At 50.9% G+C, this 20,540-nt stretch carries 20 protein-coding genes; 9 read left to right on the top strand and 11 right to left on the bottom strand.

The window, feature by feature from the left end; all coding sequences use genetic code 11:
• Positions 1-535 precede the first annotated feature (535 nt).
• The gene (locus R3187_RS06860) at positions 536-1,069 is read left to right on the top strand and encodes a gamma carbonic anhydrase family protein (RefSeq protein WP_318965947.1); all 534 of its coding nucleotides are present in this window, start codon (positions 536-538) and stop codon (positions 1,067-1,069) included.
• Here the strand turns inward: R3187_RS06860 and R3187_RS06855 are convergent.
• Both R3187_RS06855 and aroE read right to left on the bottom strand, forming a co-directional pair.
• Complete coding sequence (locus R3187_RS06855; protein ID WP_318965946.1) at positions 1,066-1,302, bottom strand: DUF1488 family protein; 237 nt, start codon at positions 1,300-1,302, stop codon at positions 1,066-1,068. The two genes, R3187_RS06860 and R3187_RS06855, sit on opposite strands and share 4 nt — an antisense overlap.
• Positions 1,299-2,114: a shikimate dehydrogenase gene (gene aroE / locus R3187_RS06850; RefSeq protein ID WP_318965945.1), complete on the bottom strand. Its 816-nt coding sequence runs from the start codon at positions 2,112-2,114 to the stop codon at positions 1,299-1,301. The genes R3187_RS06855 and aroE overlap by 4 nt, the downstream gene beginning before the upstream one ends.
• A 29-nt stretch (positions 2,115-2,143) precedes the next feature.
• Here aroE and R3187_RS06845 point away from each other — a divergent pair, with 29 nt between their 5' ends.
• Positions 2,144-2,566 carry a group II truncated hemoglobin gene (locus tag R3187_RS06845; RefSeq protein ID WP_318965944.1) on the top strand — a complete coding sequence of 141 codons (423 nt, stop codon included), beginning with the start codon at positions 2,144-2,146 and terminating at the stop codon, positions 2,564-2,566.
• Here R3187_RS06845 and hemF read toward each other — a convergent pair.
• Together hemF and R3187_RS06835 are read right to left on the bottom strand one after the other, a co-directional pair.
• A complete protein-coding gene (hemF, locus tag R3187_RS06840) occupies positions 2,563-3,492 on the bottom strand; it encodes an oxygen-dependent coproporphyrinogen oxidase (protein WP_318965943.1) in 930 nt (309 codons plus the stop codon). The two genes, R3187_RS06845 and hemF, sit on opposite strands and share 4 nt — an antisense overlap.
• 1 nt (position 3,493) lies before the next feature.
• Entirely contained in the window at positions 3,494-4,054 is a 561-nt protein-coding gene (locus R3187_RS06835; RefSeq protein WP_318965942.1) for an L-threonylcarbamoyladenylate synthase, read from the bottom strand.
• A gap of 100 nt (positions 4,055-4,154) precedes the next feature.
• Between R3187_RS06835 and purE the strand changes: the two genes are divergently transcribed.
• Positions 4,155-4,646: a 5-(carboxyamino)imidazole ribonucleotide mutase gene (gene purE, locus R3187_RS06830; RefSeq protein ID WP_254795737.1), complete on the top strand. Its 492-nt coding sequence runs from the start codon at positions 4,155-4,157 to the stop codon at positions 4,644-4,646.
• A complete protein-coding gene (locus tag R3187_RS06825) occupies positions 4,643-5,779 on the top strand; it encodes a 5-(carboxyamino)imidazole ribonucleotide synthase (RefSeq protein WP_318965941.1) in 1,137 nt (378 codons plus the stop codon). Before purE ends, R3187_RS06825 begins: the two co-directional genes overlap by 4 nt.
• On the opposite strand, the gene R3187_RS06820 is transcribed toward R3187_RS06825, so the two are convergent.
• The 4 genes from R3187_RS06820 to R3187_RS06805 are packed head-to-tail and all read right to left on the bottom strand — an operon-like array spanning position 5,776 to position 9,050.
• A complete protein-coding gene (locus R3187_RS06820) occupies positions 5,776-6,333 on the bottom strand; it encodes a type I DNA topoisomerase (RefSeq protein ID WP_318965940.1) in 558 nt (185 codons plus the stop codon). The two genes, R3187_RS06825 and R3187_RS06820, sit on opposite strands and share 4 nt — an antisense overlap.
• Positions 6,334-6,348: 15 nt before the next feature.
• Positions 6,349-6,822 (bottom strand): DUF494 family protein, encoded by a 474-nt coding sequence (locus tag R3187_RS06815; RefSeq protein ID WP_318965939.1) that lies wholly within the window; start codon positions 6,820-6,822, stop codon positions 6,349-6,351.
• A 2-nt stretch (positions 6,823-6,824) separates the two neighbouring features.
• Entirely contained in the window at positions 6,825-7,916 is a 1,092-nt protein-coding gene (gene dprA, locus R3187_RS06810) for a DNA-processing protein DprA (RefSeq protein WP_318965938.1), read from the bottom strand.
• Positions 7,917-7,940: 24 nt separating this feature from the next.
• Positions 7,941-9,050, bottom strand: a complete 1,110-nt coding sequence (locus R3187_RS06805; RefSeq protein ID WP_318965937.1) for a LysM domain-containing protein — start codon at positions 9,048-9,050, stop codon at positions 7,941-7,943.
• 123 nt (positions 9,051-9,173) lie between these two features.
• Here R3187_RS06805 and def point away from each other — a divergent pair, with 123 nt between their 5' ends.
• Genes def through trkA form a run of 4 tightly spaced genes read left to right on the top strand, consistent with a single transcriptional unit; the run spans position 9,174 to position 13,393 of the window.
• The gene (gene def, locus R3187_RS06800; protein ID WP_318965936.1) at positions 9,174-9,689 is read left to right on the top strand and encodes a peptide deformylase; all 516 of its coding nucleotides are present in this window, start codon (positions 9,174-9,176) and stop codon (positions 9,687-9,689) included.
• A 13-nt stretch (positions 9,690-9,702) separates the two neighbouring features.
• Positions 9,703-10,689 (top strand): methionyl-tRNA formyltransferase, encoded by a 987-nt coding sequence (gene fmt, locus R3187_RS06795; RefSeq protein ID WP_318965935.1) that lies wholly within the window; start codon positions 9,703-9,705, stop codon positions 10,687-10,689.
• Positions 10,686-12,020: a 16S rRNA (cytosine(967)-C(5))-methyltransferase RsmB gene (gene rsmB / locus R3187_RS06790; protein WP_318965934.1), complete on the top strand. Its 1,335-nt coding sequence runs from the start codon at positions 10,686-10,688 to the stop codon at positions 12,018-12,020. The genes fmt and rsmB overlap by 4 nt, the downstream gene beginning before the upstream one ends.
• On the top strand, positions 12,017-13,393 hold the full coding sequence (gene trkA / locus R3187_RS06785; RefSeq protein ID WP_318965933.1) for a Trk system potassium transporter TrkA: 1,377 nt from the start codon (positions 12,017-12,019) through the stop codon (positions 13,391-13,393). The genes rsmB and trkA overlap by 4 nt, the downstream gene beginning before the upstream one ends.
• Here the strand turns inward: trkA and R3187_RS06780 are convergent.
• Genes R3187_RS06780 through R3187_RS06770 form a run of 3 tightly spaced genes read right to left on the bottom strand, consistent with a single transcriptional unit; the run spans position 13,390 to position 18,169 of the window.
• On the bottom strand, positions 13,390-14,841 hold the full coding sequence (locus tag R3187_RS06780) for a TrkH family potassium uptake protein (protein ID WP_318965932.1): 1,452 nt from the start codon (positions 14,839-14,841) through the stop codon (positions 13,390-13,392). The genes trkA and R3187_RS06780 overlap by 4 nt on opposite strands.
• Positions 14,842-14,860: 19 nt before the next feature.
• The gene (pepQ, locus tag R3187_RS06775) at positions 14,861-16,186 is read right to left on the bottom strand and encodes a Xaa-Pro dipeptidase (RefSeq protein ID WP_318965931.1); all 1,326 of its coding nucleotides are present in this window, start codon (positions 16,184-16,186) and stop codon (positions 14,861-14,863) included.
• 45 nt (positions 16,187-16,231) lie between these two features.
• Positions 16,232-18,169, bottom strand: coding sequence for a transglycosylase SLT domain-containing protein (locus R3187_RS06770; RefSeq protein WP_318965930.1), 1,938 nt, complete (start codon positions 18,167-18,169; stop codon positions 16,232-16,234).
• Positions 18,170-18,375: 206 nt separating this feature from the next.
• On the opposite strand from R3187_RS06770, the gene fadB reads away from it, so the two are divergent.
• A complete protein-coding gene (fadB, locus tag R3187_RS06765) occupies positions 18,376-20,529 on the top strand; it encodes a fatty acid oxidation complex subunit alpha FadB (RefSeq protein ID WP_318965929.1) in 2,154 nt (717 codons plus the stop codon).
• Positions 20,530-20,540: the final 11 nt, after the last annotated feature.

The following is a 20,540-nucleotide window of genomic DNA, read 5'->3' as shown; positions in this document are numbered from 1 at the left end:
GCTCAGCATTACTGACTAAATCTTTATAACTTGGTCACTCATACTGATTTTTGTTTCGTTTTCACGAACATCATTATAAGTGCCCACACAGATAATTGATTGCTAATTGTTAAAGAGCGTGCTTCAAACTCGTTTGAAGCGGGAGGCGTATGTTACACTTCCCAGATTTTAAGTCAAGCGTGATAAGTTGTCTTTTTTACTAAACAGCTTGTCACATTTGACCCTTTGTTACTAATCCCGCTTTTCAGGGCTTTCGTTGCCACCTTGAAGCGAGGGCGCCATTTTAGTGATTTAAACCTGACTGTCAAGCGTCTTTTTGAAAGATTTTTGCAATCCGGTTTATCTCAGCTGAAGCCTGCTTAGCGCAGCACCCCTTGGCATGGCGCGCATTATAGGGCGTTTTAGCAGAGCTGCAAGCGGAAATATGACATAATTTTGTTTTTTATGATCGTTCGGATAAAGTTTCAACGAAACGCGTTTTTTTACAGCATTTACTGCATAATAACTCAGCGTTACAACTGATTTGGAGATAATAATGACAATTAGAGCTTATAAAGGAGTGTTGCCGAAACTGGCAGCTGGCGTTTATGTGGATCAATCCAGTGTGCTGGTCGGTGATATCGAACTGGCAGAGGATGTCAGTATCTGGCCTTTAGTCGCTGCCCGTGGTGATGTTAACTATATCCGCATCGGTGCCCGCACCAATATTCAGGATGGAACGATACTGCACCTGTCGCGGCCGAGTCCCGGTAAACCCAATGGCTGTGCCCTGATCATTGGCGAAGATGTCACCGTTGGCCATAAGGTGATGCTGCATGGCTGTACTTTAGGTAATCGCATTTTAGTGGGCATGAGTGCCATTGTTATGGACGATGTAGTAGTAGAAGATGATGTCATTATTGGGGCTGGCAGTCTGGTACCACCGGGCAAGCGGCTGCAAAGCGGTTATTTATATGTCGGTAGTCCGGCTAAACAGGCCCGGCCGTTAACCGCAGCGGAAAAAGCCTTTTTGCCGGAATCTGCCGCAAATTATGTTGTTCTGAAAAATGAATATCTGACTGACGCTTAGAGCCAGATCTCGCCAGCCGGGTTAAAAGCGTCATCTGCAATGGCCCGTTCGGCGCTATCTTCCCAGTTAAAGGCGTCTGCTTTTATTGCGGCTAAAAACCGGGCTGGCTCTTCTCTGGCTGGCAGAGCAATAAAGCAGTTCACTTTTAAGCCGATAACCAGGCAGCTAAAGCGGACGGCGTGACGCTTCGCATCAAACTCAAAGTCATTATTGAAAATCAGTTGCTGGTTCATGTTGCCCACTGCTGCTTAAGTAAAGCCATTACCGGATTAATATCGGGCGTTATGCCGCGCCAGAGCCTGAACGCTGCAGCTGCCTGCGCTAATAACATACCCAGACCGTCTGCCTGTTGCACCACACCATACTGTTCAGCCCACTGCATAAAAGCCGTCGGCCTGGATCCATAAACCATATCATAAGCCAGCTGACAGTCTTTAAGATAGTTGGGATCAATAACAGGCCGGCCACCCGCCAGCCCGGCTGAAGTTGCGTTAATAATCAGCGGATAAGCTTGTACTGGTATATCGGTATAACCGCAGGCAAGCACCCGGCTGTCAAAAGTGGCCGCTATGGTCTGTGCTTTGCTAAGTGTCCGGTTTGCTAACACCAGTTGGGTTACACCCGCGTCCAGCAGGGGGCCGATAGCGCCACGACTGGCACCGCCCGCCCCCAGCAGTAATACCGTGCAGCCCGCCAGATTAACCCCTAGTCTTGTTAAATCAGCTACCAGCCCAATACCATCGGTGTTATCGCCACAAAGCTGGCCATCGTTGTTAATATAAAGCGTGTTTACCGCACCCGCCTGCTGAGCCCGCGCTGACAATATTTCAGCCAGCTGAAAAGCCTGCTCTTTAAATGGCACAGTAACATTGCCCCCTTTGCCGCCGCTGGCAACAAAGTCAGCCCAGCTGTCGGCAAAGCCTTCTACCGGTGCTAGAATAGCGTCGTATTGCATTGGCTGGTTGCATTGCAACGCAAACTGGCTATGAATAAAAGGCGACTTTGACTGGCCTATCGGATTTCCAAATACAGCATAACGGTCCACAACTGATGTCCATCAAGAAGTTAGTACAGATGATTGTTAATAAAACCACAGTAAATAGCAAGCCACACCCTACGCCGACTCAGACACCTTATCAGTTAATCGGCGGTGAGCCACAGGTACGGCAACTGGCTAATCGATTTTATGACATTATGGCAAGCGACCCATACGCCGCCGACTTATATGCGATTCATCCCTTACCGCTGGATAATATCCGGCAAAAGTTTTTTGAATTTTTATCAGGCTGGTTAGGCGGCCCGGCGCTGTTTGAGCAAAAATATGGCCATCCGCGGTTACGGGCGCGCCATCTGCCGTTTCAGGTAGATGAAAAGCTTAAAAACCAGTGGATGTATTGTATGGACAAGGCACTGGATGAGGTGGTTGATAATAAAGTGCTGCGCGATGGCATTCGCCAGTCGATTGGCCAACTGGCGAGCCATATGATCAACTGCTAATTATCGCGGGCTAACCAATCCTGCGGTTTAAGATAACGGCTATATAACAAGGCCTCGGCACTGCCCGGCTCGGGCTGATAACCGTACTGCCAGCGCACCAGCGGCGGCATAGACATTAAAATGGACTCGGTACGGCCACCGCTCTGCAGGCCAAATAAGGTACCCCGGTCATATACCAGATTAAATTCCACATAACGGCCACGCCGGTATAATTGAAACTGACGCTCGTGCTCGTTATAAGGTGTGTCTTTGCGCCGCTCAACCAATGGCAGATAGGCCGGTAAAAAGGCTTCGCCCACCGCACGCATCAGACCAAAGCTTTGCGCAAAACCAGGAGCATTTAAATCATCAAAGAATAAACCACCGACGCCGCGGGTTTCACCACGATGCTTTAAGTAAAAATAATCATCACACCACTTTTTGTAGCGAGGATAGTAATCTGAGCCAAAAGGTTGCACAGCGGCTTTAGCTGTCTGGTGCCAGTGCACGACATCTTCTTCATAAGGATAATACGGCGTTAAGTCAAAACCGCCACCAAACCACCAGACCGGCGACTCACCCTCTTTTTCGGCAATAAAAAACCGCACGTTGGCATGAGTGGTGGGTAAATGCGGATTATGCGGATGTAATACCAGCGACACGCCGCAGGCATGAAAGCTGCGGCCAGCTAATTCCGGGCGGTGGGCAGTGGCAGAGGCCGGCATTTGGGCGCCAAATACATGTGAGTAATTCACTCCGGCTTGCTCAAACACATTGCCATTACTCATCACCCTGCTCCGCCCGCCGCCCCCCTCTGGCCGTTGCCAGGCGTCTTCGACAAAGGTGCCTTTACCATCTGCGTTTTCCAGTTCGTTGCAAATCGTATCTTGCAGCGCCATCAGAAACTGCTGTACCTGCCGCAGTTGTTCGCTGTTACCGGTTGCCATTTTAATTCCTTACTATCTGACCGCTGATAGCGTCACGGATTTGACTGGGCTGCGCAGCGCCGCCCAATGCTCCATCGACGATAGCAGCTACCTTTAAGCCTAACGTTGCCAGTAACTGCTGATAATCCGTAATAGCAGGCTCTCCTGCCAGGTTCGCGCTGGTTGAAACCAATGGCTTACCATATTGCTGACACAGTTGCTGCACCACCGGATGTGCACTAACCCGCACCGCTATTGTACTAAAGTTGCCGGTAATCCATTTCGGCGCTGTTTTACTGGCAGGCAATACCCAGCTGATATGGCCCGGCCAGCTGGATAAGATCTGGTAGCGCTTTTCCAGTGGTATCGCTTTGTCATCAACATAGGGTAACAACTGAGAATAGGTGGCAGCCACCAGAATCAGGCCTTTTTCAACCGGCCGTTGCTTTATTGCCAGCAAGTTCAGCACGGCGGCTTCATTATCCGGATCACAACCCAGGCCATAAACAGCCTCTGTCGGATAGCTGATCACTTCGCCTTGCTGCAACAATTCTACCGCTGTGGTTACAGTGCACCCGCTCATCAATCTACCTCTGGTATCAGTAAAAATTCTAATCAGTCTCAGTTGCCGCTATAATAGCGCCTTAGTCATTTCAGTTCATTAAGTTCAGAAGGAAACCGGCATGCAAGTGGGTATTATAATGGGTTCAACCTCAGACTGGCCAACCATGAAGCTGGCAGCTGATATGCTTGATTCGTTTGGCATCAGCTATGAAACCCGGGTGGTATCCGCGCATCGCACCCCGCAGTTACTGGCCGATTATGCCAGCAATGCTGCCAGTCGCGGCTTGAAAGTGATCATTGCCGGCGCTGGCGGAGCCGCCCATTTACCCGGCATGGCAGCCGCTTTTACCAGCCTGCCGGTGCTAGGGGTACCCGTGCAATCCAAAGCGTTAAAAGGTATCGATTCGTTATTGTCTATAGTGCAAATGCCAAAAGGCGTTGCCGTAGGCACGCTGGCAATTGGCGAGGCGGGTGCGGCCAACGCCGGGCTGCTTGCAGCCCAGATTCTGGCAACAAGCAACCCCGCCCTGCTGAGCAAAATTGATGCCTTTCGCCAGGCCCAGACCGATACGGTATTGAGCCAGCCAGACCCATCTCAGGTGAAAGCATGAAAGTACTAGTACTGGGTGCCGGCCAACTGGCCCGGATGATGGCGCTGGCCGGTGCGCCCCTTAATATTGTGATCAGCGCCTACGACGTAAACACCGACACTATTGTCCACCCGCTAACCCTGCAAAAGCTGGGTACTGGCCTTTCGAATGCGATAGCAGATGCTGAAGTCATCACGGCCGAATTTGAGCATATCCCGTTACCGATACTTGAGCAGTGTCAGCAAAGCGGTAAGTTTCTGCCCGGCAGCGAAGCCATTCAGGCCGGTGGCGACCGTCGCCTGGAAAAAGCCTTGCTGGCCCGCTGTGGCGTCGCCAGCGCCAGTTACCTGGTTATAAACAATGAAGCTGATTTTAAGCAAGCTGTCAGTGAACTTGGCTCACCACTGATCTTTAAAAGTGCGCTGGCCGGTTATGATGGCAAGGGGCAATGGCGTTTAAAAGCCCCCGGCCAAGCTGATGCTGTATGGCAACAAATGGCGGATTTTCTGGCTGCCGATGCTAAACAGGCTATTGTTGCAGAGCAGTTTATTGGTTTTAATCGTGAATTGTCGTTGGTTGGTGTCAGAGCAGGCAGCGGTGAGGTGAATGTTTATCCGTTAACAGAAAATCATCATGTTAACGGTGTGCTCAGTGTTTCGCTGGCAAGGCCGGTTAATATCATGCTGCAACAGCAGGCTGAGCAAATGTTTGCCGCTATAGCTGATAACCTCAACTATGTTGGCGTGCTGGCGATTGAGTTTTTTGAAGTAGACGGCAAGCTGCTGGTAAACGAAATTGCGCCCAGAGTACACAACTCCGGCCACTGGACCCAGCAAGGTGCTGATGTCTGTCAGTTTGCCAACCATTTGCGTGCCGTAACCGGCATGCCACTGGGTAATACCGAGCTGCTACGACCAACCCTGATGATTAACATTCTGGGTGAAGACCACGTACCAGCCGCTATCCTCAGCATTGCCGGTTTACACCTGCACTGGTACGGTAAACAAAAACGACCAGGCAGAAAGATGGGCCATATTAACTTATCAGCTGATTCACTGGCCGAACTTAAAGCCCGTTTTGCCAGGCTAATCGACTTGTTGCCGGAGGCTGCATTTCCGGAACTGGAGCAAATGCTTGGCCGGGTCAGTGATTAATCTGTTGCGCCGGCTGCTGCGGCCGGCTGCTTTTTCTCACAGCCTTTTTTAGCACAGTACAGCACCTCTTTTTTAAGCACCAGTAGCGGGTAGTTGCAGGAATAACATGGCCCCTGCTGCGGCTGGTCATTTAATAAAAAGCGGCAGTCAGGATAGCGGTCACAGCCATAGAAATGCTTTCCAAATTTATTAATCCGCTCCGTCAACTGGCCTTTCTTACATTTTGGACAGCTTAGCTGCGGCTGATTTTTATTTTCTTCATATTGATCAACGACAAAATCACAAGCCGGATAAGCCGTGCAACCAATAAACATGCCGTAGCGGCCGTTTTTTACTGCCAGCGCGGCACCACACTGCGGACATAACTCACTGGGTAGTTCTTTAACTATGGTGTGGTCGTGTTGCTGCAGCGGTTTAATATAATTACAGGCCGGGTAAGCACTACAGCCCAGAAAAGGGCCGTTTTTAGACGACTTTATCTGTAATGTGTTCTGGCATAGCGGGCAAAGCTGCTGCTGTTGCGGCAGCTTAAACAGCGGCGTATCTTCAGTCATATCTGTGATGGCCGCTTAATGCAGCGGCCCGTCGGGTTCTTCAAAAATTAAGTCTTCCATTTGGGCATAGGCGGTTTCACGCCCGGGTACATTAAACAGCACCATCAGCACCACCCATTTTAAATCTTCCAGGCTAAGCGCTACGCTATCGAGATCCATCGCCCGGTCGATGACCATTTCACGGGTGTTGGCATCAAGCACATTGATTTGCTCTAAAAACAACAAAAAGCCCTGATTGGCAACGTCCAGTTTGCGCTGCTCTTCCAGCGTATAAATTCGCAGCGCTGTCGAGTTAACTTTAGTTAAATACGGCTTAATATGGCTTTCCTGCAAGGCAGACAAGCTATCCAGCCATTTAAGCGCTTTAAAAATATCGTCATCATGAAAGCCGGCGCGGCTGAGCTCTTTGGTCAGATCCGCATGGTTAACATAAATATCAGATTCGTTATGAATATAGTTTTCAAACAGATAAACGAGGATATCAAACATTATCAGGCACTCCTCACTCTAATGTAACCACCGGGTACTGCTGCCACCTCACCCGCTATTTCCAGCTGCAGTAAGGTTATGGATACGTCTGTCACTGACATGTTAGACCGCTCGGCAATAAGATCTATTGCAGTAGCGTCATCTCCTACGTTAGCCAACAACTGCTGCGCAGACAAGTCCGGCGCAGACTTTTTTTCATCCGAAGCTAAAGTACTTAAACCGTTCTGGGCAAAAAACTGCCACTCTTCCAGAATATCGGCCACACAGGTCACAAGTTTAGCACCTTGTTGAATTAACCAGTGACAACCAGCAGATTGCCGGCTGTAAACCGGGCCGGGCACCACAAACAGGTCGCGATTATACTCTGCGGCTAAATTGGCGCTGATCAGCGAGCCACTTTTCAGTGCCGCTTCAACTACTATGGTAGCGGAGCTTAGACCAACAACAATCCGGTTACGTTGTGGGAAAAACTCTGCCCGGGCCTGCACATCCGGGAAGAACTCACTAACCAGGGCACCACTGGCGCTAATCTGCTCTGCCAGGGTCCTGTTACTGGCCGGGTATATTTGCTGCAGGCCATGGCCCAGCACTGCAATCGTAAAGCCGCCACCCTGCAACGCGCCTTTGTGGCTTTCACTATCAATGCCACGTGCCATACCGCTGGTTACCATATAGCCTTGCTGCACCAGTTCTGCGGCAAAGTTCTGAGCCACTTTACGACCAGTTGGTGTTGGCTGACGGGTACCAACCATTGCCAGTTGCTGGCGTGGCAACAGTTCAGCCTGCCCTTTGACAAATAGCAGTAACGGCGGTTGTTTGGTTTGCTTTAACAGCGGCGGATAACGTGGGTCATGATAGGTGACAATATGATGGTCGGCCGACTGCTCCAGCCAATGTAATGCTAAATCGGCACGGCGGTGACCATGCAACGCCAGTAATTCTGCCTGGCGCGGGGTAAAACCAATATTGCGTAACGTACTGACAGGTAAGCTGACCAATTCGGCCAGAGAAATATGCTCGCTTAGGCGTTGGAACTTCAGGCCATCCAGGCCATGCACAGAGGCTAAAGCGAGCCAGTTGCGGAGATCATCCATGGCAAACTGGCTCCATCAGATTAATTACAGGTTGGCGATAGAGTCTCCAACCCGGATTGGCCGGCGGGTACTGGTAACAATACCAAAGCTGACCCGCTCAGCTACTTTAAATATCATCAGCTCACCAACTTTTTCCCGCGGCATGCTAATACTGTTTTCACCAAAGTTGCGGAACATTTTCTGAAGTTTATTCGCATCTTCAACATAAACCGGGCCATCTGCACCATCGATAACCGCCGGCGACTGGCGATAAATACCTAACATCTGGCCGGCTTGCATATCGTTAATCAGCCCCTGGTTCAGTACCACGATATCCATTTTTGAGAACTCTCTTAACTGAGAAGTTGTATCAATAATGGTGCCGTTCACTTCAAAATCTGGTTTGCTAATCAGGAAAAAAGCCGGTAGTGATTGGCCTTCCAGCGCAGGCATTACCCGGTCGCCTTGTTTGATTTCGCGTTTAACACTTAATACCTGCATAGAGGCGGCCTCCAAAGGACTGTCCTCTGTCGCTTCCCGGCCCGGCCTGAAAGCTCGGGCGGTGGCAATCAGGCTGGTTTCATAGCCCAGCACAGAGCCCGACTCAGGGTCGACATAAGGCTTTCCTTTGCGGTAGATGCCATATGACGTGCCAGGCTGCAGCACGCCCTTGACGTAAACGGTATGCGTTTCCGCTGCCATTTTGGTTGCGGTATTGGTACCCAGAATATAGGGCATTGCAGCAATTTGCTCTTCACTCAGCGCTTGCTCGTACGTCAGAAACGGTCGGATCATGCTTAGCGGCAGGGTGGTAATAGCGCCATCGCCTTTCATGGTTTTACGTACTTCCGGCGTCAGGCGTTTCACGTTTTCGTTTACCGATAGACGAGGCCGCCCCATACTGTCATAGGTCAGGGTCAGCACGTCGCCCGGATAAATTAGATGCGGGTTGTCGACTTGCGGATTCATTTGCCACAATTGTGGCCACAACCAGGGTTCATTCAGGTAGAGTGCCGAAATATCCCATAGCGTGTCACCTTTTTTTACGACATAGGAAGCAGGAGCATCCTCTCTGATTTGCAGCACATCTGCTTGCAGGCTGAAAGACAACCAACAAAACAGCGCGATGACAGATATTGCAATTTTTTTCAGCATGCCTGCTTCCTTGAACTTATTCTTGTTGTAATTATTGCACACTATGCTGTTAATACAGCGGATTAATGGCTAAAATTAAAACATATCACAACCTTTGAAATAAAGCATATTTTTGTAGGTATTATGGCAGTTTTAAAAGTATTACATTTTCCAGACGATCGGTTACGCACTATAGCGAAGCCGGTTACCGAAGTTACGCCGCAAATCAAGCAGTTAGTTATTGATATGCTGGATACCATGTATGATGAAGAGGGCATTGGCCTGGCAGCTACCCAGGTAGATGTGCACTTGCGGGTCGTAGTAATTGACTTGTCTGAACAGCGCAATGAACCTTTGGTGCTGATTAACCCGGAAATTGTTGAGCGCGACGGCGTTACCAGCTATGAAGAGGGTTGTTTGTCGGTACCACAAAATTATGCCTCGGTTGAGCGGGCCGCCAGCGTGAAAGTAAAAGCCCTGGATCGGGATGGCAAGCCGTTTGAGCTGAATGCCGAGGGTTTACTGGCTATTTGTCTGCAACATGAACTGGATCATCTGGTTGGCAAGCTGTTTATTGATTACTTATCACCGTTAAAGCGCGATCGCATCCGCAAAAAACTGGAAAAAGAAGCCAAAATGGCCCAGCGCCACGCGCTGTAATACAGGACTCAACGTGACTCAGCCTTTACGAATTATCTTTGCCGGCACCCCCGATTTCGCCGCCCGTCATTTGCAGGCCCTGATTAACAGTCCTCACCAGGTTATTGCGGTATACAGCCAGCCGGATCGTCCTGCCGGTCGTGGCCAGAAGTTGCAAGCCAGTGCCGTTAAACAACTGGCTGAGCAGCATAACCTGCCGGTTTACCAGCCCAAATCTTTAAAAAAGTCAGCTGCGCAGGCTGAACTTGCCGCGTTGGACGCCGATGTGATGGTGGTGGTGGCGTATGGTCTGATCCTGCCATTGACCGTCCTGCAAAGCCCGCGCTTGGGTTGTATTAATGTCCACGGCTCGTTACTGCCCCGCTGGCGTGGCGCCGCGCCTATTCAGCGCGCAATCTGGGCCGGAGATCAGCAAACCGGTGTTACCATTATGCAAATGGACGAAGGACTGGACACCGGCGCCATGCTCAGCAAAGTAAGCTGTGACATCAGTGCTGTTGATACCAGCGCCAGTCTTTATAACAAACTGGCTGAATTGGGTCCGCAGGCCCTGTTAACGGCATTGGCTCAGTTGCCGGCACTACAAGCTAGCGCTGAGTCTCAGGATGATAACCAGGCCTGTTATGCTGAAAAGCTGCAAAAAGAGGAAGGTCTGCTCGACTTTACTAAAACAGCAGCAGCGCTTGACCGCGAGATCCGCGCCTTTAATCCCTGGCCGGTCAGCTACCTGCAACTGGCGCAGGGTACGGTAAAAGTCTGGCAGGCCCATAGCCAGAACACATCGCACCACGCAACACCGGGCCAGGCAACACCTGGCCAGATCCTGGCTGCCGGTAAAAAAGGTATTGAGATTGCCTGTGGCAGTGGTGTGTTAGTACTTACTATGCTGCAACCGCCCGGTAAAAAGCCGATGGCGGCAGCCGACTTTTTAAATGGCCGGGCCGACTGGTTAGCAGTGGGTGCTCAGCTGCAGCCGCCTGCATTGTTGTCGGAAGCATGAGCCGGGATTGCCGGGCGCTGGCTGCCCAATGCTGTTATCAGGTAATTGACCAGGGCCGGTCGTTATCAGATGTGCTGCCCAAAGCTCAGCTTCAGCTAACTAACCCGCTCGATAAAGCTTTGCTGCAGGAAATCTGCTTTGGGGTGATGCGCACCCTGCCGCAACTCGAGCATGTTTGTGCCCGATTGATGCAAAAACCGCTGGTTAAGAACTTCCGGGTGTTACAGTTTCTGATTTATGTCGGTATCTACCAGCTGCACTTTATGCGGGTGCCTGATCATGCGGCCATTAATGCTACTGTTGACGCCGCGCGCGAATTAAAGGGCCAGTCACTAACTAAGCTTATTAATGGCGTATTACGAAATGTCCAGCGCCAGCCAGAGTTATTCGATTTTAGCCAGGCAGGCCAGGCAGTGCAGTTTAACCATCCAGGCTGGTTAATCAGCGGCCTGCAAAGCGCTTATCCGGATGACTGGCAACAAATACTCGATGCCAATCAACAGAAAGCGCCGTTATGGCTGCGGGTCAATAACCGGCAAATCAGTACTGAACAGTTTTGCGCTGCTTTAGCTGACGAGCAAATTGCTTACAGCCAGCCAATTGCCGAGCTGCCCAGCGCAGTATTACTTGATAATCCAACCGACGTGATAACCCTGCCCGGCTATCAGCAGGGCTGGTTTTCCGTGCAGGATGCGGCTGCGCAATATGCCGGCTGGCTTCTGGCTGCGGAAAATGACCACAGGGTGCTTGATGCCTGCTGCGCACCCGGCGGGAAAACCAGCCACCTGCTGGAGCTGGCTGACGGTGCTAAACTAACCGCGCTGGATAAAGACCCGGCCCGGTTAGTGCGGGTAACGGAAAACCTGCAACGACTGCAACTTAGTGCGACAGTACTGGCGGCTGATGCGGCTAATCCCGACAGCTGGTGGGATGGCCAGCTGTTTGACCGGATCCTGCTGGATGTTCCCTGCTCTGCCACCGGGGTTATCCGACGCCACCCGGATATTCGCTGGCTGCGCAAGAAAAGTGATATTGGGCCGCTGGTGCAGCTGCAACAGCAAATTTTGCAACAATGCTGGGCGCTACTGGCGCCGGGTGGCAAGTTGCTCTACGCTACCTGCAGTGTGCTACCGGCAGAAAATCAGCAGCAAATGACCCGGTTCCTTACTGAGAATACTGATGCCGTGTTGCTGCCAACCGTATTGCAGAATAACCAAACAATGGATAGCACCGGTCAGCCGGGCTGGCAATTATTGCCGGGCCAGCAGAACCGTGATGGCTTTTATTATGCGCTGCTGCAAAAAGCGCCACAGGATAACGACGCCGGATGAAGATTATTATTTTAGGCTCAGGCCAGGTAGGTGCCACCTTAGCTGAAAACCTGGTGGGCGAGCAGAACGACATTACCCTGGTTGACACCAACCTGGATAAATTGCGAAACCTGCAGGACAGGTTCGACTTGCAGGTGGTGCATGGTCACGGCTCTCATCCTGATATCCTGAAAAAAGCCGGTGCTGAAGATGCCGATATGATTGTCGCTGTGACCAACAGCGATGAAGTCAATATCGTCGCTTGCCAGGTGGCCTACAGTATTTTTAATACGCCGTTAAAAATAGCCCGTATTCGAACCAATCAGTATCTGAAGTACCGCGATGAGCTGTTTCATAAAGATGATATGCCAGTTGATCATTTTATCGCCCCGGAAGCACTGGTCACTAACTATATCCGCCGGCTGATTGATTACCCCGGCGCCTTACAGGTAGTAGAGTTTGCCGAAGGCAAAGTCAGCCTGGTGGCAGTTAAAGCTTATTACGGTGGTCTGCTGGTAGGCCATGCGTTGTCAGCGCTTAAAGAACATATGCCGAATATTGAAACCCGGGTAGCCGCCATTTACCGGCGCGGTAATGCGATTAAGCCGCTGGGCACCACGATTATTGAAGCCGATGATGAAGTGTTTTTTGTCGCGGCCACTAAGCATATCCGGGCGGTAATGAGCGAGCTGCAAAAGCTGGAGCGCAGCTACCGGCGGATTATGATAGCCGGCGGCGGTAACGTTGGCTTTGGTCTGGCGCGCGCTCTGGAAAAAACCCACAGTGTTAAACTTATCGAGCGCAGTAAAGAGCGGGCGGAATTTCTGGCGTCCAGCCTCGACAGCACCCTGGTTTATGTCGGTGATATTTCTGATCCTGAACTGCTGGAAGAAGAAAGTGTTGAGCAAATTGATGTCTTTATCGCCGTAACCAATGACGATGAAGCTAATATTATGTCGGCGATGCTGGCCAAGCGGATGGGCGCTCAGAAAACCATGGTGCTGATTAAACGCGGCGCCTATGTTGACTTGCTGCAGGGCGGTGAAATCGATATTGCGATATCGCCGCAACAGGCCACCATATCTGCACTGCTGACCCATATTCGCCGCGGTGACATTGTTAACGTTTATTCGTTACGTCGTGGTGCCGCTGAAGCTATTGAAGCCGTAGTCCGGGGTGACAGCAGCACCAGTAAAGTAGCCGGCAAAGCTATTGGCAACCTGAAACTGCCACCCGGCACCACCATTGGTGCCATCGTCCGCGGTGATGAAGTGGTAATTGCCCACGATACAACGGTTATCGAAACCGATGACCATGTTATTCTGTTTATGGTAAACAAAAAACATATAGTTGAAGTGGAAAAACTGTTTCAGGTCAGCGCTATATTTATTTAGTCACGCCAGAATGCCGGGGTAAACAACACCAGCAGCGTGAATATTTCCAACCGGCCAAATACCATGGCCACAATCAGCAACCATTTGGCGGCATCCGGTATGTCGCCAAAATGTGCAGCCACTTCACCCAGCCCCGGGCCGAGGTTATTTAAGCAGGCAGCAGTGGCAGTAAAAGCACTGATATTGTCCATGCCGGTTAAAATAAGTGACAACATAATCACTACAAATACCACGGCATAAGCGGCAAAAAAGCCCCATACCGCTTCCACAATCCGGTCTTCCACCGGCCGGCGACCCAGTTTAATGGCATAAACCGCCCGCGGATGAACCAGCCGGTTTAACTCACGACGGCCCTGTAAAAACAGCAGCAATACCCGCACCACTTTCATGCCACCGCCGGTAGAGCCGGCACAGCCGCCAATAAAGCTGGAGAAAATAAGTAAAATAGGTAAAAACAACGGCCAGGTGGAAAAGCCATCAGTGGTAAAGCCGGCTGTGGTAGAAATAGAGACTGCCTGAAATGCAGCATGATTAAGCGCTTCACCACTGCTCTGATAGACATTGGTGTTTAACAGCACCAGAAAACAGATAAGCACCAGGCTGGCCTGAATACCCAGAAAGACTTTAAATTCCGGGTCGCGAAAGTAAGTACTGACGCTTTTGCCGCGAATAGCGGCAAAGTGCAGCGGAAAATTCACCGCACTGATCAGCAAAAACAGGACGCAAATCATATTGATGGTAGCACTGTTAAAGTAGCCCATGCTGGCGTCATAAGTAGAAAAACCACCAATGGCAACGGTCGAAAAAGCATGACAAATGGCATCAAATACCGACATGCCAGCCAGATGAAACGCCAGTGCGCAGGCTATGGTAATGGCCAGGTAGATATACCATAAATGCTTGGCGGTATCGGCAATGCGCGGCGTCATTTTGTTGTCTTTAACCGGCCCCGGGGTTTCTGCCCGGTACAGCTGCATACCACCCACACCCAACAGTGGCAGAATAGCAACCGCCAGCACAATGATCCCCATCCCGCCCAGCCATTGCAGTTGCTGGCGATAATACAAAATAGCTTTGGGCAGGGTTTCAATACCGGTAAGCACAGTCGCGCCGGTGGTTGTCAGGCCGGAAAACGCTTCAAAAAACGCATCTGCCGGGCCCATATCAGGGTTGCTGGTTAACAGCAGCGGAATAGCCCCCACTGCCCCCAGCACTGTCCAGAACAGCACGACAATTAAAAAGCCATCGCGGACTTTTAATTCAGAACGGTTAGCCCGGTTGGGATACCAGATGGCAAAGCCCATTGCCAGACATAACAGAAAAGACAGAATAAAAGGGACGCCTGCACCGTCTTTGTAACCAAAAGCCACCAGGGCCGGCGGGATCATGGTAATACTGAAAATGGCGATCAGCAGCCCCAGGATCCGGATAATAGAGCGATATTGCATAGCGTCCCTTTACGCCTGATCAGGCGAGCTGCAAATCCCGGGTCATATTCTCGTTCCGGTCCCGATGAACAATAATATCGTCCTCGATCCGGATACCGCCGAACTGACGGAAAGCGGCAATTTTATCCCAGTTCAGGCTGGCTGCGGCATCAGTTTGTTTTAAATCGGCCAGCAGGCTGTCAATAAAGTACAGACCAGGCTCAATAGTAAATACCATATCCGGCTCAATCAGCCGGGTGCAGCGTAAAAACGGATGGTTGTCCGGCGGCGCAATATGAGTGCCGCGCTCATCCTGCATAAAGCCGCCGACATCATGTACCTGTAAGCCAAGGTGATGTCCCAGGCCATGCGGGAAGAAAGTGCGGCTGATTTCACGCTCTACTATGCTTGTCGGGTCGAGCCGGACAAAATCAAAATCATGCAGGATCTGGGCGATACCCTGATGGCATTGCAAGTGTAAATCTGTGTAATTAATGCCGGGTTTTAAGCCATCAACCAGGGTTAACTCCAGCTGGTTAACGGCCGCGATCAGATCGCCGAACTCGTCATTTTTATTAAAACTGTAGGTGCGGGTAATATCAGCAGCATAACCGTTAAACTCAGCACCGGCATCAATTAAAAATGAGTGATGCTGCGCCGGCTTTTTCCGCTCCAACGCAGTGTAATGCAAAATGGCCGCATTCTGGTTCAAACCAACGATATTGCCGTACGGTACTTCATTCTCGGTCTGGCCAACCGCCGCCAGATAGGCCAGCTGAATATCGAACTCGCTGCCACCGGCATAAAACGCTGCTTTAGCCGCCCGATGGCCAGCCACTGCCAGTTTATTAGCCTGGCGTAAGCAGGCCAGCTCATAGCCGGTTTTATAGGCACGGTAATAATGCAGATAGCTTAACACCGGCTCCGGGTTAATTTCGGTAAAGCCCAGCGCCTGAGCCACTTCCAGATACTCACCAATATAAGCCAGTCGCGCCTTATCGTAAGGTAACAGGGTTTCTACCTTATTGGCTTTCTCTAACAGCTGAATATCAAAATACTCTGCCCAGAAATCAGCTGGCTCGTCAGGGACCTTATGCCAGAAGTCTTTCGGCCGGTAAAAAATCAGTTTCGGTTTATTCACGCCATCCAGCAATAACCAGCAATGCGGATTATCAACCACCGGCAGCCAGGCTTTAAAATGCGGATTCGCTTTAAACGGATAATCCATATCATCCAGAAATTTGCGCTTGGCCTGGCCAGAATGAATAACTAAACCATCCAGATTCTCGCGGGCCAGCACTTGCCGGGTACGCTGCTGCAACTGTTCGATATGCGTCTGATATAACGCCTGATAACCTGAGTTCATAGCTACCTTTTTGAGTTGGGTGGGCTTAATGGCGCAATAATAGCACTATTCCACAATCACCCCAATCTTCATAGCCACCAGCGGTTTAAAAACATCCTGCGCCACATTCATCCGGATATTGTAAATCTGATAATACGCCATTACGGCCTTTACATATTCGCGGGTTTCCCGGTACGGAATAGTTTCAACCCAGACATCGGCCGGCAGCGCATAATCCTGCGGTATCCACTGCCTGACCCGGCTATAGCCGGCGTTATATGCCGCCGTTGCTTTAAGCAGATTGCCATCGTTGCGTTTTTTTAAATAATTCAGATAGTCAGTACCATAATCAATATTGATGACCGGGTTATAAAGTTGCCGGATTTGCACCTTTTTCTTCGCAATTTCATTGGCGGTGCCTGGCATAATCTGCATTAAGCCGCGGGCACCGGCCGGTGAATACGCATCGGCCATAAAAGAGCTCTCACGGCGTGCGATTGCCATACTCCAGCCGGAATCAATATTAAATTTGTCGGCTGACAGCTGCATTTCCTGCTGGTAGGCCAGCGGGAAGCGCAACTCGACATCATCCCAGTACCCGACGTCGGCCAGCGAAAATATCGCCCGTTCATACCACTGCAGCTGACCGGCCAGCTTGGCTGAAGTCAGTTTCTGCTGCTCGTCAGAGGTATCCTGCAAGTGATTCCATTCGCGCCGGGCTTCTGTCAGCCGGCCCAGCGCCAGGAATTGCTGAGCACGCTGCACTGCAGGATGCTGCTGTAACTGGGCTATTTGTTCGTCACTGACCTTGACCGGGTTATGCGCCAGGCTGGGCGGCAGGCCAATTCTGGCGGCGGCCATAAAGCCGTAATAATGACGCTCGCCGGCAATATCAGTAAATTCGGTGTTAGCCAGTTCAGCTTCACCCTGCTCTTCCAGTGCTCTGGCCCGCCAGTAACGCCAGTTAATGTCGCCCTGCAGTTCCGAAGGCAACTGCTCTATTACCTTTTGCACTTTTGGCCAGTCCAGCTCGCGCAGGGCATGCGCTACCTGCCACTGTGCCAGGTTAGCGTCAAATAATTCCGCCGGTAACGTCGTCAGCCAGTTATCAGCGCGGCTATCGCCCTTGCTGGCCAGAGCAATGGCAAACTGGCGCTGCACATCTAACCGCTGTGCCCTGGTAAAGTAAGGGTCGTTAATATGACGTTGCCAGGTCGCCAGCGCCTGATCAGGCGAACGCCAGATTAAGCGTTTTAAACCATAGGCCAGGATGTCCCGCTCGATAATATGCTTACCAGGCAAAAATTTAGCCCGGGCAATAACAGCCGGGTTACGCCGGGTTTGCAGCCATAAATCGGCCAGATACTGCTCGCTGGCAGGCAGCAGGGTTTTTAAATAGGGAATAAGCTGGGTCTGACCGCCTTCTGCCGCCAACTGCAAGCGCCTGTGCACCGTTTCTTTTTGGAGTGGTTTGCTGTTGCGCCAGGCTGTAAATAGCGGATCACAGGCACGTGGCTGTGATTTACCCTCTGTCCAGATTTGTTCTGTTTGTTGCCAGATTTCTGCGTCAGGCAACGCTTTGGTTTGTAACTGAAAGCGCAGGGCCAGGCACTGCAGCTCGGTATCAGATGAACCCGGGTAGTTTGCCAGAAACCGTTCCGCCAGCCCCTGCTCAGCCAGTCGCTTTAACCAGGGTTGCCGCAACGGCCAGTCCATTGGTGTGCCCTGATACTGCGCCAGAAACTGTTCAATCGCGTCATGGGCATTTAAAAAATTTTGCAGCCGCTTTAAGCGTAAATACGGCTGCAACGGATAATCAGCAAGTTCTGCATACCAGGCTTCTGCCTGCTTGCGACTGACCTTGTCAATATTGTGCTCCAACCTGACAAAGCGCTCACGTTGTTGTTGAAATTTATCCTGTTCAGCTGCCTGGGCTGTTAAGGCGCAAGATACCACTGCTGACGCGAATACCGTGGCGATGAATAATGAACGAAAAGTTATCACGACTGACCTCTGACTCCAGCGGAAAATGGAAAAGCAACTATAGTTAGTGACATCCAATAGCAACGTTTAGCTGGGTTTAGCTACCTTTTTCAAACACCTGTTTAAATAACGGTTGAAATTTTTAGTAAAGCACGACACACTGAACCTGTTAACCTCATCGTACCAGTTGCGACAATCACCCTACAACGCGACCAAGGAGCATTTTTATGATCTACCAGAGTGACACTATCAGTGTTGAATATATTAAACCTGGTATCGCCCGGTTTACCTTTGCTGCCGCAGGCTCAGTTAATAAGTTTGACCAACAGACGCTGACTGATTGTAAGACAGCTTTAGATAAGCTGCACGCTGACAGTAACCTGAAAGGTGTGATCTTTACCAGTAGCAAAGACACCTTTATTGTTGGTGCGGACATCACCGAATTCTTAAGTACTTTCCAGCGGCCGGAAACAGAATTGGTACCGTGGATTAAACAAGCTTCTGATATTTTCGATTTATGTGAAGACCTGCCGGTTCCGACCGTCGTGGCGATAAAAGGTTTCGCATTGGGTGGCGGTTGTGAATGGACCCTGGCGTGTGATTACCGGGTAGCCGATACCAGCACCCGGATTGGCCTGCCTGAAGTAAAGCTGGGATTAATGCCTGGTTTTGGCGGCACTGTGCGCCTGCCGCGGATTATTGGCGCCGACAATGCCATGGAGTGGATCACCACCGGTAAAGACCACAGCGCCGAGCAGGCGCAGAAAGCGGGCGTACTTGATGCAGTAGTCGCACCGGAAAAACTGGAAGCTGCCGCGTTAAGCGTATTAGAAGATGCCATTGCCGGCAGTCTGAACTGGCAGAAAAAACGTGCCGTTAAACTGCAGCCATTAAAACTGAATAAAACTGAAGCCACCATGAGCTTCAGCACTGCCAAAGGTATGGTATTTGCCACCGCCGGTAAACATTACCCGGCACCAATGGCCGCAGTACAAACCATTGAAGCCGCGGCAATGCTTGATCGCGCCGGCGCGATGGCGCTGGAAAACGCCGGCTTTGCCAAACTGGCGAAAACCGATGCTGCTACTGCTCAGGTTGGCCTGTTTTTAAATGACCAGTTAATTAAGAGCAAAGCAAAAAAAGCCGGCAAAGTGGCCACCAAAGCCATTAAAAAAGCCGCTGTACTGGGTGCCGGTATTATGGGCGGCGGCATTGCCTACCAGTCAGCGTTAAAAGGCGTGCCGGTAGTGATGAAAGACATCGCCGATAAAGCGCTGGCGCTCGGTATGGGCGAAGCTACTAAACTACTGAGCAAGCAGGTTGAGCGCAAAAAGCTGGATGTTGCCGGTATGGCTAAAGTGATCGCCAGCATTACCCCTACCCTTAGCAACGACATGGTAAAAGATGTTGATATCGTGGTTGAAGCAGTGGTTGAAAACCCGAAAATTAAAGGCGCCGTGCTAAAAGAAGTGGAAGGTTTAATCAGCGATGACGCCATTTTAACCTCGAACACCTCAACCATTTCAATTAATGCCCTGGCGAAAAACTTAAGCCGGCCACAAAACTTCTGTGGTATGCACTTCTTTAACCCGGTACACCGGATGCCGCTGGTCGAGGTTATTCGTGGTGAGCATACCAGCGACGAAACCGTGGCCGCTGTAGTGGCTTATGCCGCTAAGATGGGCAAGTCGCCGATAGTGGTCAACGACTGCCCGGGCTTCTTTGTTAACCGGGTACTGTTCCCCTACTTTGCCGGCTTCAGCAAACTGGTGCTGGACGGCGCCGATTTTGCTCAGATTGATAAGGTAATGGAAAAGCAATTCGGCTGGCCGATGGGCCCGGCGTACCTGCTGGATGTGGTTGGTTTAGATACTGCCTTCCATTGCACTGATGTGATGGCTGACGGCTTCCCGAGCCGGATGGCCAAGCTGGATAATGACCCGGTTGCTGCCATGTATAAAGCGGACCGATATGGCCAGAAGAATGGCGTTGGTTTTTACGCCTACAGTAAAGATGCCAAAGGTAAGCCGAAAAAAGATATCGACCCGAAAAGTTTGGAAATACTGGCCGGTATTGCCAGCGATAAGCAGGAATTCAGCCCGGACGAAATTATTGCCCGGGTAATGGTGCCAATGATTAACGAAACCATTCGTTGTCTGGAAGAAGGCATAGTGCAAACGGCCGCCGAAGCTGATATGGGCCTGATATTTGGCCTGGGCTTCCCGCCGTTCCGTGGCGGCCCACTGCGTTATGTCGACACTATAGGTTTAGCCAACTTTGTTGCCCTGGCCGATAAATACGCCCATTTAGGCGAAATTTATCAGGTTACAGATAAAACCCGCGCCATGGCCGATAACGGCCAGCGTTTCTTCCCGGTTTAAGCGCAGGAGCA

Origin of the sequence: Arsukibacterium sp. (genome assembly GCF_033721375.1) — a bacterium.
Taxonomy (GTDB): Bacteria; Pseudomonadota; Gammaproteobacteria; order Enterobacterales; family Alteromonadaceae; genus Alishewanella.
The sequence above is the reverse complement of the archived record's forward strand: the minus strand, read 5'-3'. Positions and strand labels throughout refer to the sequence as shown.